Origin of the sequence: Microbacterium lacus (genome assembly GCF_039531105.1) — a bacterium.
GTDB lineage: Bacteria > Actinomycetota > Actinomycetes > Actinomycetales > Microbacteriaceae > Microbacterium > Microbacterium lacus.
Genome location: NZ_BAAAPK010000001.1, coordinates 725,088 through 750,415, shown reverse-complemented (window position 1 = coordinate 750,415; position 25,328 = coordinate 725,088). Strand labels below are relative to the sequence as shown.

Annotated in this window: 20 protein-coding genes; 13 read left to right on the top strand and 7 right to left on the bottom strand. The window is 71.2% G+C overall.

Annotation, left to right across the window (positions count from 1 at the left end):
• Positions 1 to 7 precede the first annotated feature (7 nt).
• The 3 genes from ABD197_RS03595 to ABD197_RS03585 all read left to right on the top strand — a co-directional run bounded on the left by ABD197_RS03595 (position 8) and on the right by ABD197_RS03585 (position 4,226).
• A complete protein-coding gene (locus ABD197_RS03595) occupies positions 8 to 1,183 on the top strand; it encodes an ABC transporter substrate-binding protein (protein WP_344051680.1) in 1,176 nt (391 codons plus the stop codon).
• A gap of 71 nt (positions 1,184 to 1,254) precedes the next feature.
• On the top strand, positions 1,255 to 2,553 hold the full coding sequence (locus tag ABD197_RS03590; protein ID WP_344051678.1) for an aspartate aminotransferase family protein: 1,299 nt from the start codon (positions 1,255 to 1,257) through the stop codon (positions 2,551 to 2,553).
• A gap of 137 nt (positions 2,554 to 2,690) precedes the next feature.
• On the top strand, positions 2,691 to 4,226 hold the full coding sequence (locus ABD197_RS03585; RefSeq protein WP_344051676.1) for a CoA-acylating methylmalonate-semialdehyde dehydrogenase: 1,536 nt from the start codon (positions 2,691 to 2,693) through the stop codon (positions 4,224 to 4,226).
• Positions 4,227 to 4,428: 202 nt separating this feature from the next.
• On the opposite strand, the gene ABD197_RS03580 is transcribed toward ABD197_RS03585, so the two are convergent.
• The gene (locus ABD197_RS03580) at positions 4,429 to 4,872 is read right to left on the bottom strand and encodes an Lrp/AsnC family transcriptional regulator (RefSeq protein ID WP_344051674.1); all 444 of its coding nucleotides are present in this window, start codon (positions 4,870 to 4,872) and stop codon (positions 4,429 to 4,431) included.
• A 74-nt stretch (positions 4,873 to 4,946) separates the two neighbouring features.
• Between ABD197_RS03580 and ABD197_RS03575 the strand changes: the two genes are divergently transcribed.
• The 4 genes from ABD197_RS03575 to ABD197_RS03560 are packed head-to-tail and all read left to right on the top strand — an operon-like array spanning position 4,947 to position 9,014.
• Positions 4,947 to 6,386 carry a DUF6421 family protein gene (locus tag ABD197_RS03575; protein WP_344051672.1) on the top strand — a complete coding sequence of 480 codons (1,440 nt, stop codon included), beginning with the start codon at positions 4,947 to 4,949 and terminating at the stop codon, positions 6,384 to 6,386.
• Entirely contained in the window at positions 6,379 to 7,038 is a 660-nt protein-coding gene (locus tag ABD197_RS03570; protein ID WP_344051670.1) for an SDR family NAD(P)-dependent oxidoreductase, read from the top strand. The genes ABD197_RS03575 and ABD197_RS03570 overlap by 8 nt, the downstream gene beginning before the upstream one ends.
• 44 nt (positions 7,039 to 7,082) lie before the next feature.
• Positions 7,083 to 7,919, top strand: a complete 837-nt coding sequence (locus ABD197_RS03565; protein WP_344051669.1) for a DUF1206 domain-containing protein — start codon at positions 7,083 to 7,085, stop codon at positions 7,917 to 7,919.
• Positions 7,920 to 7,946: 27 nt separating this feature from the next.
• Positions 7,947 to 9,014 carry a threonine aldolase family protein gene (locus tag ABD197_RS03560; protein WP_344051667.1) on the top strand — a complete coding sequence of 356 codons (1,068 nt, stop codon included), beginning with the start codon at positions 7,947 to 7,949 and terminating at the stop codon, positions 9,012 to 9,014.
• A gap of 13 nt (positions 9,015 to 9,027) precedes the next feature.
• Here ABD197_RS03560 and ABD197_RS03555 read toward each other — a convergent pair whose 3' ends face one another.
• From ABD197_RS03555 to ABD197_RS03540, 4 genes are all read right to left on the bottom strand, one after another.
• Complete coding sequence (locus ABD197_RS03555; RefSeq protein WP_344051665.1) at positions 9,028 to 9,873, bottom strand: ABC transporter permease; 846 nt, start codon at positions 9,871 to 9,873, stop codon at positions 9,028 to 9,030.
• Complete coding sequence (locus ABD197_RS03550; RefSeq protein ID WP_344051663.1) at positions 9,860 to 10,813, bottom strand: ABC transporter ATP-binding protein; 954 nt, start codon at positions 10,811 to 10,813, stop codon at positions 9,860 to 9,862. Before ABD197_RS03550 ends, ABD197_RS03555 begins: the two co-directional genes overlap by 14 nt.
• 7 nt (positions 10,814 to 10,820) lie before the next feature.
• A complete protein-coding gene (locus ABD197_RS03545; RefSeq protein ID WP_344051661.1) occupies positions 10,821 to 11,894 on the bottom strand; it encodes a LolA family protein in 1,074 nt (357 codons plus the stop codon).
• A 144-nt stretch (positions 11,895 to 12,038) separates the two neighbouring features.
• A complete protein-coding gene (locus ABD197_RS03540) occupies positions 12,039 to 12,728 on the bottom strand; it encodes an NUDIX hydrolase family protein (RefSeq protein WP_344051659.1) in 690 nt (229 codons plus the stop codon).
• 156 nt (positions 12,729 to 12,884) lie between these two features.
• Between ABD197_RS03540 and ABD197_RS03535 the strand changes: the two genes are divergently transcribed.
• From ABD197_RS03535 to ABD197_RS03515, 5 genes are all read left to right on the top strand, one after another.
• Positions 12,885 to 13,538, top strand: coding sequence for an alpha/beta hydrolase (locus ABD197_RS03535; RefSeq protein ID WP_344051657.1), 654 nt, complete (start codon positions 12,885 to 12,887; stop codon positions 13,536 to 13,538).
• A 183-nt stretch (positions 13,539 to 13,721) separates the two neighbouring features.
• The gene (locus ABD197_RS03530; protein ID WP_344051655.1) at positions 13,722 to 15,323 is read left to right on the top strand and encodes an ABC-F family ATP-binding cassette domain-containing protein; all 1,602 of its coding nucleotides are present in this window, start codon (positions 13,722 to 13,724) and stop codon (positions 15,321 to 15,323) included.
• Positions 15,324 to 15,381: 58 nt separating this feature from the next.
• Positions 15,382 to 20,079, top strand: a complete 4,698-nt coding sequence (locus ABD197_RS03525) for an ATP-dependent helicase (protein WP_344051653.1) — start codon at positions 15,382 to 15,384, stop codon at positions 20,077 to 20,079.
• Positions 20,072 to 20,845, top strand: a complete 774-nt coding sequence (locus ABD197_RS03520) for a DNA-formamidopyrimidine glycosylase family protein (RefSeq protein WP_344051651.1) — start codon at positions 20,072 to 20,074, stop codon at positions 20,843 to 20,845. Before ABD197_RS03525 ends, ABD197_RS03520 begins: the two co-directional genes overlap by 8 nt.
• A 161-nt stretch (positions 20,846 to 21,006) precedes the next feature.
• The gene (locus tag ABD197_RS03515; protein WP_344051649.1) at positions 21,007 to 21,414 is read left to right on the top strand and encodes an LbetaH domain-containing protein; all 408 of its coding nucleotides are present in this window, start codon (positions 21,007 to 21,009) and stop codon (positions 21,412 to 21,414) included.
• A gap of 88 nt (positions 21,415 to 21,502) precedes the next feature.
• On the opposite strand, the gene ABD197_RS03510 is transcribed toward ABD197_RS03515, so the two are convergent.
• The gene (locus ABD197_RS03510) at positions 21,503 to 21,901 is read right to left on the bottom strand and encodes a DUF1304 domain-containing protein (protein ID WP_344051646.1); all 399 of its coding nucleotides are present in this window, start codon (positions 21,899 to 21,901) and stop codon (positions 21,503 to 21,505) included.
• Positions 21,902 to 21,995: 94 nt separating this feature from the next.
• On the opposite strand from ABD197_RS03510, the gene ABD197_RS03505 reads away from it, so the two are divergent.
• Complete coding sequence (locus ABD197_RS03505; protein WP_344051645.1) at positions 21,996 to 22,649, top strand: LysR family substrate-binding domain-containing protein; 654 nt, start codon at positions 21,996 to 21,998, stop codon at positions 22,647 to 22,649.
• A 193-nt stretch (positions 22,650 to 22,842) separates the two neighbouring features.
• Here ABD197_RS03505 and ABD197_RS03500 read toward each other — a convergent pair whose 3' ends face one another.
• Positions 22,843 to 25,314 (bottom strand): CHAT domain-containing protein, encoded by a 2,472-nt coding sequence (locus ABD197_RS03500; protein WP_344051643.1) that lies wholly within the window; start codon positions 25,312 to 25,314, stop codon positions 22,843 to 22,845.
• Positions 25,315 to 25,328: the final 14 nt, after the last annotated feature.

Here is a 25,328-nt window from a genome sequence, read left to right as displayed (position 1 = left end):
ACACAGCATGAGAAGCAACACCAGACGCGGCCTCGCGGTCGCCTCCGCCGGTGTCGTCACCGCCCTCGCCCTCGCGGGATGCTCCGGCTCCGCCGCCCCCGACACCTCCGACGGTGGATCGGCCGACTTCGAACCGCTCACCGAGATCAGCCTGCAGCTGCAGTGGCTGCCGCAGGCGCAGTTCGCGGGGTACTACGTGGCGCTGGACCAGGGCTACTTCGAGGAGGAGGGCTTCGACTCGGTCGAGATCCTCCCCTCCGGCGGCGACATCGTGCCTCAGGACGCCCTGGTCGCCGGCGACGTCGACTTCGCGATCGCCTGGGTCCCGAAGGTGCTGGGCACCCTCGAGGCCACCGGCGTCGAGCTCACCGACATCGCGCAGGTGTACCAGAAATCCGGCACGCTGCAGGTCTCGTGGGCCGGCGACGGCATCGAATCCGTCGCCGACTTCGAAGGCAAGCGCATCGGCTCGTGGGGCTTCGGCAACGAGTGGGAGATCTTCGCGGCGATGGCCGCGGAAGACCTCGACGCGAGCACCGTATCGATCACGACGCAGGACTTCTCGATGAACGCCCTGCTGGACCGCGATGTCGATGCCGCGCAGGCGATGACCTACAACGAGTGGGCCCAGATCCTCGAGGTGGTCAACCCCGAGACCGGCGAGCTGTACCAGCCGGAGGACTTCGACGTCATCAGCTACGAGGACACCGACGGCGCGATGCTGCAGGACGCGATCTGGGCCGACACCCAGCGCCTGGCGGACGACCCGGCCTACGCGGATGCCGCCGTGCGGTTCCTGAAGGCCGTGACGAAGGGCTGGATCTTCGCCCGGGACAACCCCGAGGAAGCCGCCCAGATCACGTACGACGCCGCGATCAACGCCGAAGCCGCCTTCCCGGTCGGACCCGTGCACCAGCTGTGGCAGATGAACGAGGTCAACAAGCTCATCTGGGCCGGCGGCGACTTCGGTCTGGTCGACAACGCCGCGTGGGACAAGACGGTCGCCGGCGCCCTGTCGGCGAAGAACCAGGACGGCATCGAGCTCATCACCACGGAGCCCGCCGAATCGGCATACTCGAACGAGTACATCGAGAAGGCGCTGGCAGAACTCAAGGACGAGGGCGTCGAGGTGGGTGGCGAGTACACCCCCATCGACGTGGTCCTCACCGAGGGCGGCCAGTAGCACTCCCCGGTCGGGCGGCCCGCGCGAGCGGGTCGCCCGACCCCTGAACACCCGACGGCAAGGAACCGCATATGAGCACCAACCAGCGCGCGCACGACCTCGACCGGCAGTACGTCTTCCACTCCTGGTCGGCGCAGGCGGCGCTGGATCCGCTCGTGATCGCGGGCGGCTCCGGATCCGAGGTCTGGGACTTCGAGGGCAACCGCTACCTGGATTTCTCGAGCCAGCTCGTCAACGTGAACATCGGCCATCAGCATCCGGCGGTGGTGAAGGCGATTCAGGATCAGGCCGCGACGCTCGCCACCGTCGCCCCGGCCGCCGCGAACCTGACGCGCGGCGAGGCCGCCGAGCGCATCCTCGCGCGCGCGGGCGAGCCGTTCTCGAAAGTGTTCTTCACGAACGGCGGCGCCGACGCGAACGAAAACGCGATCCGCATGGCGCGCCTGCACACCGGTCGCGACACGGTGCTCTCGACCTACCGGTCGTATCACGGCAACACGGGGGCGGCGATCGTCGCGACGGGCGACTGGCGCCGGATGCCGAACCAGTACGCCCGCGGACACGTCCACTTCTTCGGCCCCTACCTCTACCGCAGCGAATTCTGGGCGAGCACGCCCGAGGAGGAGTCGGCGCGCGCCCTGCACCACCTCGAGCGCGTGATCCAGTCGGAGGGCCCGGCGACGATCGCGGCGATCCTGCTCGAGACCGTGCCCGGGACGGCGGGCATCATGATCCCGCCGCCGGGCTACCTGGCCGGTGTCCGCGCCCTGGCTGACAAGTACGGCATCGTGCTGATCCTCGACGAGGTCATGTGCGGGTTCGGGCGCACGGGGCGCTGGTTCGCGTTCGAGGGCTACGACGTCGTCCCCGACCTCATCACGTTCGCGAAGGGCGTGAACTCCGGGTACGTGCCGGTCGGCGGCGTCGCGATCTCGGCCGAGATCGCCGCGGACTTCGACGAGAACGTGTTCCCCGGCGGCCTGACCTACAGCGGTCACCCACTGGCGGCGGCATCCATCATCGGAGCCCTCGACGCGATGGAGTCCGAGGGGATCGTCGAGAACGCCCGCCGCGTCGGCGCCGAGGCGCTCGCGCCCGGGCTGGCGGAGCTGCAGGAGAAGCATCCGCTCATCGGCGAGGTCCGCGGCGAGGGGGTCTTCTGGGCGCTCGAGCTCGTCGCCGACCGCGGGACCCGCGAGCCCGTCGCTCCGGCGCTGATCGGGCAGCTGAAGAAAGAGCTCCTCGCCCGGGGGCTCCTGCCGTTCTCGGCCGACAACCGCATCCATGTCGTGCCGCCGTGCGTGGTGACCGACGACGAGGTCGCCCGCGCCCTCGCGATCTACGACGAGGCCTTCAGCGCGGTGCGCTGACTGCTCCTTCGCGAGAGGGCAGATATGTAGGGCGACACGCCGCTGACGGCAGCCATTTCTGCCCTCTCGCGGGGAGCAGTGCCGCGACCTACGCTGGAAGACACGTGCCCACGAGGCTCCGACAGAGAGAAGAGACCATGACCGACTCGGCAACCCTCACCGAAGAGACGCCGTCCGCCACCACCGCCGTCCTCGACCACTGGGTCGACGGCGCCCCCTGGAGCGGCGCCTCCGCCCGCACCGCGCCGGTGTTCAACCCCGCGCTCGGTCGCGTGCAGCGCGAGGTGCGGCTGGCCTCGACCGCCGACGTAGACCACGCCGTCGCCTCGGCGAACGCGGCGTGGGCGCAGTGGCGCGACGCGTCGATCGCGAAGCGCCAGACCGTGATGTTCGCCTTCCGCGAGCTGCTGAACGAGCGCAAGCAGGAACTCGCCGAGATCCTCACCGCCGAGCACGGCAAGGTCATCTCCGACGCGCTCGGCGAGATCGCCCGCGGCATGGAGGTCGTCGAGTTCGCGTGCGGACTCGGCCACCTCACGAAGGGCGCCTACTCCGAGAACGTCTCGACCGGCGTGGACGTCTACACGCTCAAGCAGCCCCTCGGCGTCGTCGGGATCATCAGCCCGTTCAACTTCCCGGCGATGGTGCCGCTGTGGTTCTTCTCGATCGCGCTGGCCGCCGGCAACGCCGTGATCCTCAAGCCCTCCGAGAAGGACCCGAGCGCCGCGAACTGGATGGCCGCTCTGCTGAAGGAGGCGGGCCTGCCCGACGGCGTCCTCAACGTCGTGCACGGCGACAAGGAGTCCGTCGACGCGCTGCTCGAGCACCCCGACGTGCGGGCGATCTCGTTCGTCGGCTCGACGCCGATCGCGAAGTACGTCTACGAGACCGCGACCTCGCACGGCAAGCGCGTGCAGGCGCTCGGTGGGGCCAAGAACCACATGCTCGTGCTTCCGGATGCCGACCTCGATCTCGCCGCCGACGCCGCGGTCAACGCGGGCTTCGGTTCGGCCGGTGAGCGCTGCATGGCGATCTCGGTCGTGCTCGCGGTCGACTCCGTCGCCGAAGCGTTCGTGGCGAAGGTCTCCGAGCGGATGGGGACGCTGCGCACCGGCGACGGAACGCGCGGCTGCGACATGGGCCCGCTCATCACGGAGGTGCACCGCGACAAGGTCGCCTCGTACATCGACGTGGCGGCATCCGACGGTGCGTCCGTGGTCGTCGACGGCCGCGACGTCGAGGTCGACGGCGACCCGAACGGCTTCTGGCTCGGCCCGACCCTGATCGACCGGGTTCCGACGTCGTCGACCGTGTACACCGACGAGATCTTCGGCCCCGTGCTCTCCGTCGTGCGGGTGGACGGCTACGAAGAGGGCCTCGGCATCATCAACGCCGGTCGCTACGGGAACGGCACCGCGATCTTCACGAACGACGGCGGCGCCGCGCGGCGCTTCCAGCGCGAAGTGCAGGTCGGCATGGTCGGCATCAACGTGCCGATCCCGGTGCCGGTGGCCTACCACTCGTTCGGCGGCTGGAAGGCGAGCCTGTTCGGCGATGCGAAGGCCTATGGCCCGCACGGGTTCGACTTCTTCACGCAGGAGAAGGCCGTGACGAGCCGCTGGCTCGACCCGTCGCACGGCGGTCTGAACCTGGGCTTCCCGCAGCACACCTGAGCCCGGCATCCCGGCCCTCCCCGGCCCCTCCGCCGAGATGGTGGCCCCTCCGCCGAGATGGTGGGTTCTCCGCCGAGATGGTGGGTTTTCCGCCGAAATGGTGCACACCATCTCGGCGGGAAAGGGACCATCTCGGCGGGAAGGGGACCATCTCGGCGGGAAAGGGACCACCGGGGCGGCGGGAGTCGGGGCGGCCCGGCGGTCAGAGCGCGATCGGACGGTTCTCGTAGAACGTCTGCAGCACGACCGTGGTGCGCGTGCTGACGGATGCCGAGAGCCGGATCTCGCGGATGAGGGCTTCCAGGTCCCTCGGTCCCGCGACCCGCACGAACAGGATGTACGCCGCGTCGCCGGCGATCGAGTGACACGCCTCGATCTCGCTCAGGTGCTCGAGAAGCTCGGGCGCGTTGTCGGGCTGCGAAGGATCGAGCGGCGTGATCTCGATGAACGCCGAGAGCGGGCGCCCGACCGCCTCCGGGTCGAGCACCGCGCGGTATCCGGCGATCGTTCCCTCGCTCTCCAGCCGACGCAGGCGCGCCTGCACGGCGGAAACCCCGAGCCCGACGCGCTCGGAGAGCTGAGCGAGGGTCGCGCGGGGGTCGCGGGAGACCTCGGCGAGGATCGACAGGTCGACACGGTCATCCATGACATGGAAGAATACCGGGGATAGTCACCGGGAGCCGGAATATTTCCGGCGTTCTCTTACGATCGGAGGTTTCCATGTCCCTCAGCCAGACCCACCCCGCAGGTGCGCTCCAGGCCGTCGTCGGCGAACCCGAGGTCGTCGAGGACGCGACCTCCGCCGAGCGCACCGCCGCGTGGCGCACCCTCAAGGACGCCGCGATCGCCCTGCAGGCGATCCAGGCCCAGGACGGCTCCGTTCCCGAGAGCAGCGACCACGCCGACGCACGCGGCCACGTCGAGGCGATCATCGACTCGATCCGCGCACTCGCACCGCTCTTCCCGCACGATGCGGACTACCTCGCCGCGAACGTGCACGACTTCCAGCGCTGGGTCGACGGGGGCTTCGGCGTACCCGACTTCTACGACTCGCTCGTGGCCTTCCAGCCGCAGCTGCACCGGGAGGACGGCATCCGTCATCTCGTCGTCTTCCCGATGTACACGCAGAACGGCTCGCGCAACCGCTTCGTCGAGGCGCTGCTCGTCGAAGTCATCTGGCCGGAGTTCATCGCTCAGCTGGAGACCGAGTACGTCAACCGGCTGTTCGTGAGCCTGCGCCTGATCGACTTCACGCCCGGCTACGACACGAACAGCGCGGTGCTGTTCCCGGAGACGGTCGCGATGCGCGAGATCCCGACCTTCACGTGGGGCGCGATCTTCCAGGACCGCGAAGCCGCGCGCTATCGCCGCGTCGTGCGCGCCGCCGCCGACATCACCAAGCTCGACCTTCCGGCCGATGCGGCCGCCATGCTGGATGACCAGCGGCTCACCGAGAAGACGTTCGTGATGTGGGACATCATCCACGACCGCACGCACATGCGCGGCGACCTGCCGTTCGATCCGTTCATGATCAAGCAGCGGATGCCGTTCTTCCTGTACTCGCTCGAGGAGATGCGCTGCGACCTCACCGCGTTCCGCGAGTGCGTGTCGATCCAGAAGCGCCTGAGCGAGCGACGCGACTCCGGCGCGAGCCTGACGGATGCCGAGCACGAGATGCTCGAGCACGCCGGGCTCGTGCAGTACGCGGTGATCTTCGACCGCATCTTCCGCTTCGCGATCACCGGTACGCGCGTGCGCAATTACGACGCGGTCGGCGGTCAGCTGCTGTTCGCGTGGCTGCACCAGCGCGGCGTACTGCACTGGACCGACACGTCGCTCGCCTTCGACTGGGATGCCGTGCCCGCGGCAGTGGTCGAACTCGGTGACGCGATCGACGAGCTCTACTGGCGCTCGATCGACCGTCCGAAGATGGCGCACTGGCTCGCCGCGTACGAGCTGGTGCGCGGCACCCTCACCCCGCACCCGGCGTCGGTGTGGGCACAGGGACTCCCGCGCGAGATCCTCGCCGGTCCCGCGAAGGGCTACACGGACGAAGTGCTGGACGACGAGTTCCCGCTGTCGATGTTCTTCGAGGCGCTCGAGAAGAAGATGCGCCCGGTGATCTCCTCGACCGTCGGCATCCGCGCGACCGATGTCTGAGAACCCCGTCGCCGGTCGCGTCGTGCTCATCGCCGGCGCGACCAGCGCGAGCGGCCTGGCGGCGGCTCGCGCCCTCGCCGAGGCCGGGGCGCGGGTCGTCGCGGTCGGCCGAGACGAGGACCGGCTGGCGGAACTCGCTCAGGCCGTGCCCGGCATCCGGGTCGAGGTCGCCGACCTCACCGACGAAGCCGCCGTGCACGCCCTGCACGATCGCGTCGGCGCGGTGGACGGCGTGCTGCACCTCGTCGGTGGCTGGCGAGGCGGCGGAGGCCTGGCCGGGCAAAGCGAGGCGGACTACCGGTTCCTCGAACTGTCGTTCACCGCGCTGCGGGTGGTGTCGCGGGAGTTCGACGCTGATCTGAGGGCCGCCGGCCGCGCGCGCCTGGCGATCGTCTCCTCGACCGCAGTGGACAAGCCCCTCGCGGGCGGAGCGAACTACGCGGCGGTGAAGGCCGCGAGCGAGGCGTGGACGCGCGCGGTCGCGCAGGGCTTCGCGAAGGCGGCGAGGGATGCCGGCGCCCCGCTCACCGCAGCGGCGACGGTCTTCCGGGTGAAGAGCCTCGAGGGCCTGGAAGCCGAACTCGCGGCACGCTTCACCGCACTGTGGGCCGAGGATGCTGCATCCGTGAACGGCACGATCATCCCCCTGTAGTCAAGTACTCCCGCGGGGTATCCCCGGATCGCTAGCATTCGCGTATGACCGGTCCCCAAGCCGCTGCCCGAGCGGCGCAAGATTCCACCGTTTTCCGCACGATCGCCCGGATCGGCTACGTCGTCCTGGGCATCGTCCACATCGTGATCGGCCTGATCGCCATCGCCGTCGCCACCGGCGGGAGCGGAGAGGCGGATCAGGGCGGCGCGATGGAGCAGATCCGCAACTCGCCCGCCGGAATCGCCCTCCTCTGGGCCATCTTCCTGGGCCTGTCCGCCCTCGCGATCTGGCAGATCGCCGAGGCGTTCCTGGAGCGCAACCCCGACACGAAGAAGAAGTGGGGTTACCGGGTCAAGTACATCGGCACGGCCGTGGCCTACATCGCGATCGCGATCACCGCGCTCGTGTACGCGGTGGGCGGCCAGTCGGACTCGTCCGAGTCGTCGCAGACCATGAGCGCGCAGCTGCTCGCCACACCCGCCGGCGTCTTCCTTCTCGTGCTCGTCGGGCTGATCGTCGGCGGTATCGGCATCGCGTTCATCTATCGCGGCATCACTCAGGCCTTCAGGAAGAACCTGGACCTTCCTTCGACCGCGGCCGAGAGCGAAGCGGCCGCGGCGGCGAAGAAGGGAGCCCGGCAGGGCATCGTGATCTTCGGCGTCGTCGGCTACGTCGCGAAGGGCATCGCGGTCGCCGTGACCGGCGTGCTGTTCGTGATCGCCGCGATCGCACACGACCCCGCCCAGGCCGGCGGATTGGATGCCGCGCTGCACGCCCTGGCCGGTCTTCCGTTCGGGCCGGTGATCCTGTGGGTCGTCGGCGCGGGCCTCGTGCTGTACGGCCTGTTCTGCTTCGCGCGGGCCCGCTACGCCAAGATGTGACGCGGCGCGAGGTGGGAGAATGGAGCGGTGACCCCGCTCCATGACACCGCCCTGCGCGGCTTCGCGTCCGACAACTACTCCGGCATCCACCCCGAAGTGATCCAGGCGATCGCCGCGGCGAACGACGGCCACCAGGTGGCCTACGGCGAGGACGCGTACACCGCCCGCCTGCAGGAGGTCTTCGCGGGGCATTTCGGCGACGGCGTCGAGGCCTTCCCGGTCTTCAACGGCACCGGCGCGAACGTCGTCGGGCTGCAGTCGATGCTGCCGCGTTGGGGCGCCGTCATCGCCGCCTCCACCGCGCACATCAACGTCGACGAGGGCGGCGCCCCCGAGCGGGTCGCCGGCATCAAGCTCCTGACGGTACCGACCGACGACGGCAAGCTCACCCCCGAGCTCATCGACCGCGAGGCCTGGGGCTGGGGCGACGAGCACCGCGCGCAGCCGCTCGTGGTCTCGATCACCCAGTCCACCGAGCTCGGTACGCTGTACTCGATCGATGAAATCCGCGCGATCGCCGACCACACGCACGCGCTCGGGATGAAGCTCCACCTGGACGGCGCGCGCATCTCGAACGCGGCGGCGTCGCTCGGTGCGCCCTTCCGCGCGTTCACGCGCGACGTCGGGGTGGACGTGCTGAGCTTCGGCGGCACGAAGAACGGCGCGATGCTCGGCGAGGCGATCGTCGTTCTCGACCCGGACGCGTCGGCGGGGCTCACGTTCCTGCGCAAGCTCAACATGCAGCTCTCGTCCAAGATGCGGTTCGTCTCGGCGCAGCTGATCGCGCTGCTGGAGGGCGACCTGTGGCTGCGCAACGCGTCGCACTCGAACGCGATGGCCGCACGTCTACGTGCGGGGGTGGAGGCCGGCCTCGCCGACGGGTCGATCCGCGGCGTGGAGTTCACGCAGCCGACCCAGGCGAACGGCGTGTTCGCGACTCTGCCCGACGGTGTGGCCGACCGGCTGCGGGAGTCCTTCCGCTTCTATGACTGGGACGCGTCCAAGAACGAGGTGCGGTGGATGTGCTCGTTCGACACGACCGAGCAGGACATCGACGCCTTCATCGCCGCGATCGCGCGCGAGACCGCCGCCTGACCTGCCGCCAGGGTCAGGACAGCACGTCGCGCGTGAGGAAACGCGCGAGCGCGGCGGCACCGAACACCAGGATGTAGCCGCCCTGCAGAACGGCGTTCGCGCCGAACGAGTCCCACACGATCGGGGCGCGCAGCAGATCGCCGAAGTCCAGCCATCGATCGGTGAAGAGCCATGGATGCAGCGCGTCCAGCTGCGGGATCGCGCCGACGATCTGCGCCGTGACCGCGAGGATCGCCGTGGCCGCCATCGCCCCGATCGGGACGTTCGTCAGCGTCGAGAAGAACAGCCCGATCGCGGCGAGCCCGAGAAGCGAGACCGCGACGTACGCGGCGACGGCGAGGAGGCGGAGGATCCCCTCACCCACGCTCACCTGCGCGCCGGAGAGCAGAGTGACCGGCCCGATCGGAAAGAGCACCATCCCGACGATCGTCCCTACCGTCACCACGGCGACGGTTCCGGCGAGGCAGAAGACAGCCGCCGACAGGTACTTCACGATCAGGAGCCGCGCGCGTCCCGCCGGGGCGATCAGGAGGTAGCGGAGCGTGCCGTGGCTCGCCTCCCCCGCGATCGCATCGCCGGCGGCGACGCTCACCGTGAGCGGCAGGAACAGCGGGATCGCGACCGTGAGCGCGGCGAGCGCGACGAACAGTCCGTTGTCGGTGATCTGGTCCAGGAACGCCGGGCCCCGGCCGGGGCTCGACCCGCCCACCAGCCGCACCGCGATGCCGATCAGCACCGGGATGAGCGCAAGGGCAGCGAGCATCGCCCACGTGCGCCAGCGGCGGAACTGCGTGGCCAGTTCGTTCGCGAACAGGCGCACAGTGCCTCCCCGCGCCACGACCTCCTCACGCGACGACATCGAAGCCCTCCCCGGTGAGCTCGACGAAGCGCTGCTCCAGGCTCTCGCCCACGACCTCGAAGCCGCGTACCGGCACTCCGGCCGCGACGAGTGCGGCGACGATCGCCTCCGGCGCGGGACCGTCCGGCGGCAGGATGCCGGTCACGGCGTCCCGATCTGAGGCGGCATCCCGCGCCACCGCGGCGACGCCGAGCCGGGCGAGGACCGCGGCGGCGGCATCCGTCTGCGGCGTCTTCACGCGCACCCGCGGGTGCGCACCCGTCCGGCGGAAGTCCTCGAGCGTCCCCTGCGCGACCAGGCGCCCGCCGCTCATGACCCCGACGTGGCTGCACAGCTGCTCGACCTCGGCCAGCAGGTGGCTGGAGACGAACACGGTCGTCCCGTCGGCGGCGAAGGAGCGGATCAGCGCGCGCACCTCACGCGTCCCCTGCGGATCGAGCCCGTTCGTCGGCTCGTCCAGCACGAGCAGCTCGCGGGGCATCAGGAGGGCGTTCGCCAGGCCCAGCCGCTGCTTCATGCCGAGCGAGTACGCATGAGCCTTCTTGCGCGCCGCATGACCGAGGCCCACACGGTCCAGTGCGGCGGCGACGCGCGTGGCCCGCGTCCGAGGATCGGAGTGGCGGTCGGCGGCGTCGAAGCGGCGGAGGTTCTGCTCTCCGGTCAGGAAAGGCGAGAACGCGGGGCCCTCGACCAGCGCGCCGACGCGTGGGAGGACAGTGTCGCCGGAGGCCGGCATCCGTTCGCCGAGGACGTGCGATTCGCCGCCGCTCGGCCGGATCAGTCCGAGCAGCATCCGGATCGTCGTCGTCTTGCCCGAGCCGTTCGGCCCGAGGAAACCGAAGACCGACCCGCGCGGCACGGCGAGGTCGAGGCCGTCGACGGCCGTCTGCGCCCCGAAGCGCTTCGTGAGCCCGGCGGTGCGGATCGCGAGGTCGCTCACGGACGCGTCAGCGACCCGCGGCGACCAGGACGTCGACGGGGACCGCGCCGGCGAGCACCCTGCCGTCGTCGGTCAGCAGCACCGACACGAGCGCGGTCTGCAGCACCCGGCCGCCGTCGACGGGCGTCGTGAGGGAGTCGAGGAGCGCGAGCTGCTCGGCGTCCAGAGTCTTCCCTGCGTCCATCGGCAGCTCGACCACACTCGACCAGCCCTCGCCGATGACGGTGGGCCGGGGTGCGTCGGAGTCCGGGGCGGTCGGGGCACGGTCGGGGAGCGCGAGCTGCTCGACCTGCACGCCGTCGCCGGGAGTGAAAGCGAACACCGACGGGTCGGGCGCCGTGAAATCCACCTGCGTGAACGAGACCTGCCACGCCGGCTGGGGCGCGCCGCGCGCGGTGACGGACGCGGCGAGCGCCGCGCCGTTCTCGCCGTCGATCGCGAAGCGCAGCTCACCGACGAGCGTGTCGTCCGTGCGCGGCGTGAAGATCAGCTCGTACACGTCCCGGCCCGCGACCCGGCCATCGGTCCCGACGGTCACCTCGGTGCTCTCGTCGAGCTTCGCGAGCGCCTGGTCGAGCATGTCTTCGGGTGTCGGCGCGACGTCCGGCGCCTCGCCGTCCGGCAGGGGCAGCGCGGTCGCGGTCTTCGACTCGCTGTCCACGAACCAGGCGGTCCCGGCGGCGCCGTCGACGTAGACGTTGCGCTCACCCAGCCGATCCAGCACCTGCAGACGGGCGTCGGCGCCGTCGAGGTACACCTTCGCGGTGTGCGATCCGGTGACGAGCGACAGCAGATCGTCGAGCTTCGCCGCGGTCGCCTCGTCGCCGGATGCCGCTCCCCCGGCCAGCGCGCCGAGGTCGGGCAGACCGAGATCGGAGGTCTGCTCGATCGTGCCGCTGAGCGCGTCGACCTCGCTGTCCGCGGCGAACGCGATGAGCTCGGCGGGGGTCTTGTCGGGAAGGTCGACCGCGCCGCTCGCGGCCACGGGCACGAGGATCGCCGCTCCGACCAGCACCGGCACGCCGAGTGCGGCGCTCCACGTGAGGGCGCGGCGACGTGTCACTCGGGCTTCGGGGCTCATGGCTTCAGGCTACGCCGGTGGCGGCATCCCGGACCCGGTCAGGGGGAAACACTCAGGCCCGCCGCCTGCCGCTCGCGAGAGGGCAGGAATGTAGGGCGACACGCCGTACGCGGCAGCCAGAACTGCCCTCTCGCGAGCGGCAGGTCAGCGCAGAGCGCCGACGCTCGCCAGCGCGAGGCGGATCAGACTCCCCCGTCCACCCTCCATCTCGGCCGACAGCGCATCGCTCGCGGCTTCGGCGGGCGGCATCCACGTCACCTCGAGCGCGTCCTGCCGCGGCTGGCACGTGCCCGTCACCGGCACGACGAACGCGAGAGAGACCGCGTGCTGGCGGTCGTCGTGGAACGCCGAGACGCCCGGCATCGGGAAGTACTCCGCGACCGTGAACGGCACCGGCTGCGGGGGCAGGAGCGGGAAGGCCATGGGGCCGAGGTCGTTCTCGAGGTGACGGAAGAGCGCGTCGCGCACCGTCTCGCCGTACCGCACGCGGCCGCTCACGATCGTGCGGGTCATCTCGCCGAGCGGCGTCGCGCGCAGGAGGATGCCGACCTCGGTGACGTTGCCCACGCCGTCGGTGCGCACCGGCACCGCCTCCACGTACAGGATCGGCAGTCGCCGCCGCGCCTCAGCCAGCTCGATCTCGGAGAGCCAGCCCGGATTGGCGGCGCTGCTCGGGGTCGGCGAGCCGAACGTCCCGTCGCCGAGGGGCCGCCCGTCACGCCCGCTGCGCCCGGCCTGGCCGCCGGGGCCGAAGCCCTCGCCGCCGAGCGGATCGCGCGGCACGCCCTCGTCGTCGCGATCGTTCGGGTCGGGGTCGGGGGTTCTGACCGGCATGCCTCCTGTATACCTCAGGCGGTGCGCACAACTCCCGCAATCCGGGTGCCCGGCGCGGGCGGAGCCGCGGAATCCGCGGATGCCGCGCCGCACGTCGCCCGGAATGCAGGAGTTGTGAAGCGGACTCGGGTCGGACCGTGCTGAGAAGATGGGCAGATGGCCGATCTCGACCCCGACGCCGTCCTCTGGTCCGCCGACGCCGCCGACCGCGCCGGCCGCCCGCTCCTGGTGCTCCTGCACGGCTACGGCGCCGACGAGCGCGACCTGTTCGGCCTCGTCCCCTATCTGCCGCCCGCTTTCGCGGTCGCGGCCGTCCGCGCTCCGCTGACTCCGCCGTTCCCGGCGCCCGGCCACTCCTGGTACCCGATCGAAGGACTGCAGAACCGGGACCCCCGGCACGTGACGGATGCCGCGTCCGCACTCATCGCCTGGCTCGACGCGACCGCTCCCGGCGTCGACGTCGGTCTGCTCGGCTTCTCGCAGGGTGCCGCGGTGGCGCTCCAGGCGATGCGCCTGCAGCCCGAGCGCTTCGCCTTCGCCGTCACCCTCAGCGGCTACGTGACGCCGGGCGAGCTGCCCGGCGACACCGCCCTGGCCGAGCGGCGACCGCCGGTGTTCTGGGGGCGCGGAACGCGGGACGACGTGATCCCCGCGTTCCTCGTCGAACACACCGTCGCGTGGCTTCCCGAGCACGCCGAGCTGAGCGGTCGGGTCTACCCGGGTCTCACCCACAGCGTGTCCGAGGGTGAACTGGATGACGTGCGGGTGTTCCTCGAGAAGCAGCTCGAAGCGAAGACCGCCGAAGACTGAGCGTGCGGCATCCGCTATTCTGGTCACTCCTGTCCCCCACGTGAGGAACCTCCGGTGAGAACTCTCGACGCTTCCGCGCCCGCATCCGCGCGCTGAACCGCCGACGCTCCCGTTCCACAGAGCTCTGCCGCTCGTCTCTTCGAGCAGGCACCCGGTGTCAGCGCATGACATCTGGAGGCCCTCATGCCTGCTCACTCTTCTCTCCACTCCACGGTCGTCCTGGACCGTGTCTCGTTCTCCTGGCCGGACGGCTCCGTCGCGCTCCGCGAGGTCTCGGGGGCGTTCGGCGCCGGGCGGACCGGCCTGGTCGGACGCAACGGCTCCGGCAAGTCCACTCTTCTGCGCCTGATCACCGGTGACCTCACTCCGACCGGCGGGACGGTGACGGCGTCCGCGCCGCCCGCGTATCTGCCCCAGCGACTCACGCTGGACGTGCAGACGCCGGTCGCCGACCTGCTCGGCGTGGGCGTCCCGCTGCGCGCGGTGCGTGCCATCGAGGCGGGCGACGTGGATCCCGCCCGCTTCGACGAGGTCGGCGACCAGTGGGACGTCGAGGCTCGCGCGCACGTCGCACTGGCCGAGGCCGGACTCGAGCCTGGCATGCTCGACCGACGGGTCGGCGAGCTGTCCGGCGGTGAGGCCGTGCTGACCGCGATCGCCGGCATCCGGCTGCGGGGCGCGGGCGTCACCCTGCTGGACGAGCCGACGAACAACCTCGACGGCCCGGCGCGGGCGCGGCTCGCCGAGATCGTGCGCGGGTGGCGCGGCGCGCTGATCGTCGTCAGCCACGACGTCGAGCTGCTCGAGCTCATGGACGACACCGCCGAGCTGTACGGGAGCGCGCTGACCCTCGTCGGCGGTCCGTTCTCCCACTGGCAGGCGCTGCGGGATGCCGAGCAGGGCGCCGCGCTGCGTGCCGAGCGCGCGGCGGCGCAGGTCGTCAAGCGCGAGAAGCGCGACCGGATCGAGGCGGAGATCAAGATCTCGCGCCGAGCGGCCATGGGGCGCAAGGCGCAGCTGGAGAAGCGGGTTCCGCCGATCCTCGCCGGGGGTCTGAAGCGGGCGGCCGAAGTGTCGGCGGGCAAGATGCGTACGGACATGCGCGACCGCGAGACGGCGGCGCGGGCGCGGCTGGATGCCGCCGAACGGCGCGTCCGCGACGATGAGGCGATCCGGATCGATCTGCCGGATCCGGACGTCGCGGCGGGGCGGCGCATCGCGACGCTCGGCGACGGGGAACGCTCGTGGGTGATCCAGGGGCCCGAGCGCGTCGCGCTGGTCGGGCCGAACGGGGTGGGCAAGACCACGCTGCTCGAGCACCTCGTGGCTCGGCAGACGCCGGCGGCGGACATCGCCGCGATCGCGCACACCGACCGCATCGGCTACCTGCCGCAGCGGGTGGACGGACTCGCCGAGCACGCGTCGGTGTTCGAGAACATCCGCGATGCCGCGACGGCGATGCCCGATCGCGAACTGCGGAACAGGCTCGCGCGGTTCCTGCTCCGCGGGGACGCGATGGACCGGGCGGTGTCGACCTTGTCCGGCGGCGAGCGGTTCCGGGTGGCGCTCGCGCGCGTGCTGCTGGCAGATCCCCCGCCGCAGCTGCTCGTGCTCGACGAGCCCACCAACAACCTCGACCTGGATACCGCCGACCAGCTCGTCGACGCCCTCGGCGCCTACCGGGGTGCGGTGCTCGTGGTCAGCCACGACGAGCACTTCCTGAGCAGACTCGGCATCGACGTCACCCTGGAGATGTTGCCCGACGGTCTGCGGGAGCGCGCCTGACGTCGGCGCTCGAAATCAAGCCCGCCCCCATGTCGGACCCAGCGAGGAAGATGGACGCGTGAGTGATGTGCTCGAGCGGTTCGGTCCTGCCACGCAGGACTGGTTCCGCGGCGCGTTCGCCGCCCCGACCTCCGCGCAGCTCGGGGCGTGGGATGCGATCTCGCACGGCAAGCACGCGCTCGTGGTGGCCCCCACAGGTTCGGGCAAGACGCTGTCGGCGTTCCTATGGGCGATCGACCGCGTGTTCCGCGAGAAGGATGCCGAGGCACCGGCACCCGAACCGACCCCGCGCCGGGGCTCCCGCCCGCCCGCGCCGTCCCCGACCCGCATCCTCTACATCTCGCCGCTGAAGGCCCTCGGTGTGGACGTCGAGCGCAACCTCCGTTCGCCGCTCGTCGGCATCGGCCAGTCGGCCCGGCGGCTGGGGATCCGCGTGCCGAACGTGAGCGTGGGCGTGCGGTCGGGGGACACGACCTCCTCCGACCGCCGCAAGCTCGTCACCGCACCGCCCGACATCCTGATCACGACGCCCGAGTCGCTCTACCTCATGCTCACGAGCCAGGCGGGCGACACCCTGACCGGCGTGCACACCGTCATCATCGACGAGGTGCACGCGGTCGCGGCGACCAAGCGCGGGGCCCACCTGGCGGTGAGCCTCGAGCGCCTCGACGCGTTGCGCCGGTCGGCGGATGCCGAGGCCGCTCCCGCCCAGCGCATCGGCCTGTCCGCCACAGTCCGTCCGATCGACGAGGTGGCGCGCTTTCTCGGCGGCTCGGCGCCCGTCGAGATCGTCGCCCCGCGCGCGACCAAGACGTTCGACCTGTCGGTCGTGGTGCCGGTCGACGACATGCTCAATCCGCCTCCGCCGCCGGCATCCGGTCCCGCGTCCCCCGCACCGACGGCGGCGGCCGACGCGCCGATCGACGAGGACTGGTTCGGCGACGGCGGCGGCAAGCGTCCCGAATCGACCGAGGTGACGGGGTCGCTGTGGCCGCACGTCGAGGAGGCGATCGTCGATCGCATCCTCGAGCATCGCTCGACGATCGTGTTCTCCAACTCCCGTCGGCTCGCCGAGCGTCTGACCGGACGCTTGAACGAGATCTACACCGAGCGCCTGGGACTCGACGTGCCGGATGCCGCCATCCCGGCCCAGACCATGGCTCAGGCCGGCATCTCGGGCGGCGCCGAGCCGGTGCTCGCGAAGGCCCACCATGGCTCGGTCTCGAAAGAGCAGCGCGCCCAGGTCGAGGAGGAGCTGAAGTCCGGAACCCTGCGCTGCGTCGTCGCGACGAGCAGTCTCGAGCTCGGGATCGACATGGGTGCGGTCGACCTCGTGATCCAGGTCGAGGCGCCGCCGAGTGCCGCCTCCGGTCTGCAGCGCATCGGCCGCGCCGGCCACCAGGTCGGCGAGGTGAGCCGGGCGGCCCTGTTCCCCAAGCACCGCGGCGACGTGCTGCACACCGCAATCGTCACCGAGCGCATGCTGGCCGGGCAGATCGAGGCGATCGCGGTGCCGCAGAACCCGCTCGACATCCTCGCGCAGCAGACCGTGGCCGCGTGCGCGCTCGGGCCGATCGACGTCGAGGGCTGGTACGACACTGTGCGCGCGAGCGCCCCGTTCCGCACCCTGCCTCGCTCGGCGTACGAGGCGACCCTCGACCTCCTGGCCGGCCGCTTCCCCTCCGACGAGTTCGCCGAGCTGCGGCCGCGCGTCGTGTGGGACCGCGACCTCGGCACGCTCACGGGCCGCCCGGGCGCGCAGCGCATCGCGGTCACGAGCGGCGGGACGATCCCCGACCGGGGGCTGTTCGGTGTGTTCATCGCCGGCGAATCGCAGAACGCGCGCGTGGGCGAGCTCGACGAGGAGATGGTCTACGAGTCGCGCATCAACGACGTGTTCACCCTCGGCACGACGAGTTGGCGGATCGTCGAGATCACGCACGACCGCGTGAACGTCCTCCCGGCGTACGGCCAGCCGGGCAAGCTCCCGTTCTGGCACGGCGACGGCCTCGGCCGGCCCGCCGAACTCGGCGAGGCGCTCGGCAGGTTCTCCCGCGAGGTGTCGGCGGCGAGTCCCGAGAAGGCACGGGACAGACTCCGGGATGCCGGCCTCGACGACAACGCCTCGGTCAACCTCCTGTCCTACCTCGCCGAACAGCGCGAGGCCACCGGCACCCTCCCCACCGACCGCACACTGACGGTCGAGCGCGGCCGCGACGAGGTCGGCGACTGGCGGGTGATCCTGCATTCCCCGTACGGCATGAAGGTCCACGGCCCGTGGGCGCTGGCCGTGAACGCCCGCATCCGCGAGCGCCTGGGCGTCGAGGGCTCGGCCGTCGCGAGCGACGACGGCATCATCGCCCGGGTGCCCGACGCCACCGCAGAACCGCCGGGCGCCGAGCTGTTCGTCTTCGAGCCCGACGAGCTCGAGCAGATCGTGATCGACGAGGTGGGCGGTTCCGCACTGTTCGCCTCCCGGTTCCGCGAGTGCGCCGCACGGGCGCTGCTCATGCCGCGGATGAACCCGAACCGCCGCTCCCCGCTCTGGCAGCAGCGACAGCGCTCCGCGCAGCTGCTGGAGGTGGCCCGCCGGTACCCGACGTTCCCGATCATCCTCGAGACCCTCCGCGAGGTCCTGCAAGACGTCTACGACGTGCCCGCACTGCTGCGGATCGCCCGCAGCATCGGCGATCGCAGCATCCGCCTGATCGAGACGACCACGACTTCCCCCTCGCCGTTCGCCCGCGACCTCTTGTTCGGGTACGTCGGTGCCTTCATGTACGAAGGCGACTCGCCACTGGCCGAACGTCGGGCCGCGGCGCTCTCGGTCGACCCGGCGCTGCTTTCCGAGCTGCTCGGCAAGGTCGAGATGCGCGAGCTCCTCGATCCCGAGATCATGGCGCAGTTCGAGCGGGAAGCGCAGCGCCTGGACCCCGACCGACGTGCGCATGGCGTCGAGGGCGTCGCCGACCTGCTGCGCGTCCTCGGACCGCTGGATGCGGCCGAGGTCGCCGAGCGTCTGACCGACCCCGAGAATGCCCGCGCGCACCTGGACGCCCTGATCGACACGCGACGGGCGATCCCGGTGACGGTCGCCGGGGTCTCGCGGGTGGCCGCGATCGAGGACGCCGGACGCCTGCGCGATGCGCTCGGAGCAGCCCTGCCGGTCGGCATCCCGAATGCGTTCCTCGAGCCGCTCGCCGACCCGCTGGGCGATCTCGTCGCCCGTTTCGCCCGCACACACGGTCCGTTCACGAGCACCGCGGTCGCCGAGCGGCTCGGCGTGGGAATCGCGGTCGCCCGCCTCACGCTGCAGCGGCTGGAAGGACAGGGGCGCCTGTCGAGCGGATTCTTCCTCCCCGCGGGCTCGGGCTCGTCGGAGGAGACCGAGTGGTGCGACGTCGAGGTGCTGCGGCGCCTGCGGATGCGCTCGCTCGCGGCGATCCGCGGCAGCGTCGAGCCGGTGGCTCCCGAGGCGTTCGCGCGGTTCCTGCCCGTCTGGCAGCACGTCGCGCGTCCGCTCGAGGGCATCGACGGGGTCGCGGCGGTCATCGAGCAGCTCGCGGGCGTGCCGATCCCGGCGAGCGCCTGGGAATCGCTCGTCCTCCCCTCCCGCGTGATCGATTACAGCCCGGCGATGCTCGACGAGCTCACCGCAACGGGCGAAGTCGTCTGGTCGGGGCACGGGTCGCTTCCGGGCCGGGACGGCTGGATCGCCCTGCACCCGGCGGATGCCGCGCCCCTCACCCTGCAGAGGATCGAGGAGGACATCGCGAGCGGCTCGATCGAGGAGCAGATCCTCACGGCGCTCTCCGGCGGCGGCGCGTTCTTCGCCGCGCAGCTCCGGCAGCAGGTCGGGGCGCCGAACGAGCAGTCCGTGATCGACGCGCTCTGGAATCTGACGTGGGCAGGCCGGGTGACGAACGACACGTTCACCCCGGTGCGGATGCTGCTCGGGGGCGGCTCGCAGGCGCACCGCACCGCGCGCAAGGCTCCGCGCGCCCGGATGTACCGCGGTGCGTCGGTCGGCAGATCCAGCACTCCGCCGCGCCCGCCGGCGATCGGCGGGCGGTGGTCGCTGCTGCCCGGGGCCGAGGAGGACGCGACGCTGCGGGCGACCGCGGCGGCGAGTCTGCTGCTGGACCGGTATGGCGTGGTCACGCGGGGCTCCGTGCAGTCCGAGGGCCTGCCCGGCGGATTCGCGCAGGCCTACCGCGTGCTCGCGGGCTTCGAGCAGGCGGGGCACTGCCGCCGCGGCTATGTGATCGAGAAGCTCGGCGCCGCCCAGTTCGCCGCCTCCGCGACGGTCGACCGGCTGCGCGAGTTCGCCGGTCTCGCCGACCCGCCGCCGCTGCGCGCGTACACGCTCGCCGCGACGGATCCGGCGAATCCCTACGGAGCCGCCCTGGCCTGGCCGACGATCGAGGGCGTCACCCACCGTCCCGGACGCAAGGCGGGCGGGCTCGTGGTGATCGTCGACGGGTCGCTTGCGCTGTACCTCGAGCGCGGCGGCAAGTCGGCGCTCGCCTTCACCGACGACGAGGCCGTCCTGACCGCCGCCGCCGGCGACCTGGCGGCGACCGCACGGGCGCGCAGACTCGCCACCCTCACGATCGAGCAGGTCAACGGCGAGTTCGTGTACGGCACCGGAATCGCGCGGGCACTGCGGGACGCGGGTTTCGTCGAGTCCCCGCGAGGACTCACGCTCCGCCGCCTGACTGCGGGCGACACGCTCCGCGAGGCCGCGCGTGCCTGAGGGCGACACCGTCTACCGCGCGGCGCACCGCCTGCATGAGGCTCTGGCGGGCACCGTCCTCACACGCTTCGATCTGCGCGTGCCGCAGGCCGCGACGATCGACCTGCGCGGCATGACCGTGCACGAGGTCGTCCCTCGGGGCAAGCACCTCCTCCACCACATCGGTGAGTGGACCCTGCACAGCCATCTGAAGATGGAGGGCCGGTGGGACGTCTACCCGCACGGCGGGCGCTGGCGTCGGCCGGGCTACACGGCGCGCGCCGTGCTCGCGAACGCGGAGTGGGACACCGTCGGGTTCGACCTGGCCGATATCAAAGTCATCCCCACCCGCGACGAAGAGCAGATCGTGGGTCATCTCGGTCCCGATCCGCTCAGCGACGCGTGGGACCCCGCGGAGGCCGCCCGGCGGCTCGGCGCCGACGAGCGCGCGGTGCACGTCGCGCTCCTGGACCAGCGCAATGTCGCGGGTTTCGGCAACGAGTACGCGAACGAGATCCTCTTCGTCCGCGGGGTGCTGCCCACCCGTCCGGCGACCGAGACCGACGTCGCCGGCATCCTGGATCTCGGCGCGCGCATGATCCGCGCGAACCGCGATCGGCAGGGGCGCACGTTCACCGGCGACGACCGACCGGGGCGCTCCACCTGGGTCTATCGACGCGAGGGCCGGCCCTGCCGACGCTGCGGAACGGTCATCAGGGAGGGGTCGCTCGGAGCGGATCCGACCCGGGAGCGCAACACCTTCTGGTGTCCGACGTGCCAGACGTGACGGCATCCGCGAGAAGAGGTCCCGCAGGGGAATCCGTTCTGGGCTCCGCGGCGAATATTTCTTGCGCGTGAATGCATCCGAATGGACCGATGCGCGGGAATGAATAAGCAGTGGGACAGGTTATTCCTGTACTCGGCACAACTGGGCCGCTGGAGGGGATCGTGGGTAAGAACTACGTCGACATCGAGAACGACCGTGGTGAGTCGCTGCGGTATCGCAAGCACACGAACGGCCGCGGGCTCGTCGCGCACGGCGCCAAGGTGCACCCGAGCGCGATCGTGGAGGCCGGCGCGTACGTCGAGCCGGGCGTCCAGATCGCCGCGGGCGCTCACGTCGGCCGCGGGGTCTGGGTCGAAGCGGACGCCGTGATCGGCCCGGAGGCCGACATCGCCCCCCACGCCCACATCGGGTCGGGTGCCGCGATCGGCGCCGGCGCGAAGATCGGCGTGCGGACGCACATCGGCACGGGAGCCCGGGTCGCCGTGAACTCGCTCATCGGCGACGACGAGACCGTCGGAGACGGCGAGCGCGTCGCCACGGACCGCCGCGGCCTGCGCCTGGCCGCCTGAGTCCCGGCGCGGGTTGCGCCGAGCGCACGGCTTTCGCGCCGAGCGCACGGCGTGCTCACGTGGAGCCCGTGCACTCGAGGGGCAGAGTTCAGGCGAGCAGGAACAGCACGAACGCCAGGAGCGGCAGCGTCCCCTGGATCGCCGCGGGCCGCAGGTAGCGCTTGCCGGACGAGATGAGCACGAGCGATGCCGCGAGCATCGAGCCGACACTGAACAGCACGAGGGTGAATCCGGCGATGCGCAGGCCCGAGTCGGGAGCGCCGACCCAGTAGAGGACGAGCCCCAACGCCGCTCCGATCGCGAGGAACAGGTTGTAGAAGCCCTGGTTGTACGCCATCGGCCGCGTGATGTCGGCGGCGGCCTGGTCGGCGACGCCGAACGTCTTCCAGACCCGCGGCGTGCGCCAGCGCACGCTCTCGAGGATGAAGATGTAGACGTGCAGCAGGGCGGCGAGGCCCGCGAAGACCGAGGCGATGACGGCGATCATGAGCGAACACTATCGCCCCGGCTACGCTGAGTCCGTGGCGAAAGGCGGCGGGTCCCGGTCTGGAAAGCCCCGCCCGTCGGCGCACAAAGCGCCCGTGAACAAGCGCGCGAAGACACCGGCGAAGACCCCTGAGCCGATCGCACCGCCTCCGCCCCCGGAGCGTTTCGTGCTCGGCGCGATCCCCGGGGCGACGCCGGGCGGCTGGATCGACGCGTGGCGCGAGCGGATGCCGCTCTCCCCGCTCGAGCTCGAGCCGATCTCCGTGGCGGATCAGCGGTCGCGGCTCCTGGCGGGCGATCTGGACGCGGCGCTGGTCCGGCTGCCGATCGAGCGCGACGGGCTCAGCGTCATCCCGCTGTACGACGAGGTGACCGTCGTGATCTGCCCCTCCGACTCGCACCTGACCACGGTCGACGAGCTCGCGCCGGAGGACCTCGCGGGCGAAGTGCTCATCGTGCCGCGCGACGACGCGCTCGGCATCCGCGTTGCCGGCACGGTCGCGCCGGCGTTCGACGCCCCGGAGGACACCGAGCAGGCGGTCGCCGTCGTCGCGACCGGCGTCGGGATCGTGATCGCGCCGATGTCGCTCGCACGGCTGCATCGCCGCAAGGACGTCGCGTCGCGCCCGTTGCGGGAGGCGCCGACGTCCACCGTCGCGCTGGCCTGGCCGACCGATCGGACCACGCCGGCCGTGGAGACCTTCATCGGGATCGTGCGCGGACGCAGCGCGAACTCGTCGCGGACGTGAAGCGGGGGATGTCGCCGAGTTGGGTTTCCGCGACATCCCCCGCGGAGCAGCCCGACAGGATCCTCGCGCCCCCATCGCGCCCCATGGATCCTGCGCCCCCAATATCCGTTACCCCCCGGTTCCGGACTGCAGGGCCGCTCCACGATGAAGGAGCGCAACCGCTCAGGTCTGATACATCCCCGGCTGACTTTTCTCAGAAGCCGGATCCGTGGGCCTGGAACGGCGCGACGATGCCCGTGCGCGCGGATGCCGCCGCCAGGGCCACTGCCGGCTCCTCACCCGCAGCCAGCCCTTCGTGCATCGCCGCCAGCAGTTCGCACGCGTCGTCGTCGGCGACGACCACCGGCGCGGCGATCACGCACCGGGTGCCTGCGTGGAGCCACGCACGCGTCATGCCGATCGCCTCCTCCCCCCACCGTACGGACGAGCGACCCGCCTCGCACGCCGAGAGCACAACGAGCGACGGCACCTTCGCCATCCGGTCGATGTCGTAGCCGAACAGCGTGCCGTCAGTGAGGTCCAGGCCCGAGAGCATCGGGGTGTCGGCGGAATGACGGCCGTGGGCGGCGACATGCAGGACGTCGACGCTCGACGAGAGGTCGGTCACGACATCGACGGTCGCGGGATCCGGAATCACCGGCGAGCGCCAGGTCACGGACGCCGCGGCGATCTCCTCCTGAGCCCGCGACACGCGCGGACCGGCGACGAACGCAGCCGTCTCGAGCCGAGTCTCCTGTCCGCGCTGATGGATCCATCGCGACGCCGAACCGGCGAGAGTGACGGCCGAGCCGCGCAGACCCGGGAGCATCGACCACGGGATGCCGCTCAGCACCCCAGGCACGGTGATCACGCAGCGCTGGGCAGAGTGTCGCGCAAGGACGGGATCGATCAGCACCGCCGACAGCGCCGCCAGGCGATCATCGAGCGAGCGGCGGACGATCTCCCCCATCCGGCCGCGCACGGACGCCGCCATGTCCAGATCCGAGCGCAAGCCCGGCAACGCATCGCGGACGCGTGGCCACTCCGCGACGTCGACGAGGGCGACATCGGAACGCCGCGTCACCAGCACGTGCAAAGAGTCCCCGGAGAAGACGAACGAGAGGACCGCCGTTTCCTCATCCAGCGCCTCGCGCAGGTCGTCGAGCCCGACGCGGTTCTGGAGGGCTGCACCGCCGGTCGTCGACCATTGGCGGTCGCGGATGCGTTCACGAAGTTCGCGCGCCCGTGGCTGTGACTGCCAGTCCCCGCCGTCCGCGCGCAGCATCCTCAGTTCGGAGAGGTCCTCCGCCAGCTGGGGGTCCGGCGGTGGCCGGAGAGGCAGAACCTGCGCGCTCATGTGGCGCGCGCGTTCGGACCACTCGAAGACCGCCTCGGGCCGGCCCGAGCGGACGGCTGCGGCCAGCCCCACGCCGAGGAGGCCGTTGCCCTGCATCACCGCCGATGTCTGCAGGTCGAGGCTGCCGAAATCGCTCAGCCACTCCGCCAGTTCGTCCAGCCCTGCGGCGGCGAACCGACGAGCCTGCGCGAGCCGGCCCCGACGTTCGGCGCGGGTCGCGCGAGCCTGGTGGGCGAGGGTGCGCGCCTCCATCGGGGCGCCGTCCACGAGCCGCACCGGACGCGCCCGCACGTCCTGCACGGCTTCGTGACGCGCGCTCCACACCTCGTGCGTGAACCGCAGGGCGGCTGCCTCTCCGGCGAAGCCGACACGGGCGAGCCCGCGTGCCGTCTCCTCGATCTCCGACCGCGACGGCACGGGACCGGTCGCGCCGACACGGCGTCCGCTGCGCAGCACCTGCCCCGCGCTGAGCTCGGCGCGCATACGCACCGCGTCCGCACGCAGGGCCCACGACGCGCTTCCCAGACCGCGGAATCGGCGAGCCGCATGACGGGCGATCGGTCGCGCACCGACCGGGTCGTGCGCGAGGAGCGATCGGGCGAGGTGGAACTCGGCCTCCGCGCGAGATTGCGGCATCCGCTGACGACCGAAGACTCCAGCCGCGTGAGCGAGCAGGCGCTCCGCTTCTCGCACCTGCCCGGCGTCCCGAAGCACCTCCGCACGGTCCATGTCGCACATCGCCGCGAGTACCGGAGACTGTTCCGCGAGCGTGCTGCGAGCACCGGACATGACCCGCATCGCGGTCACGAGATCACCGGCGAGGAGTGCGAGATACCCCTCGTTGTGCTGCGACTGCGCTTCGTCGATCGGGCTCCCGATCGACGCGAAGATGCGCGATGCCGCGGAGGCGTCCTCGGATGCGGCGCTCAACCGGAGCCGGCGCATGTTGACGAGACTGCGGTTCACGAGCAGGTTCGCGCGCTCCTCGGTGTCCTCGGCCAGGGCGTCGATGCCGCGCGTCAGCCACTTCTCCGAGTCGTCGTACCTTCCCGCCTGCTCGGCGAGGGCGCCAAGCTGTCCCGAAAGGAGCGCGTACGTCCGGGAGTCGATCCCGGGCAGTGCCATCGCCTCGCGGCACAGCCGCTCGCCGCCCTCGGGGTCGCCCGTGCGCGCGCGGATGTAGCCGAGAGTGCCGAGGATGCGCGCCCGCAGGCCAGGATCCTCGGTCAGTTCCTGAGCCGTGAGCAGGTGCCGGGTCGCTGCGGAGTGGCGCCCCTGATTCGCGAGCCGGACCGCCGTCTCGTGAAGTTCCGCCGCGGAACGCGCCATCCCCCCATCATGGC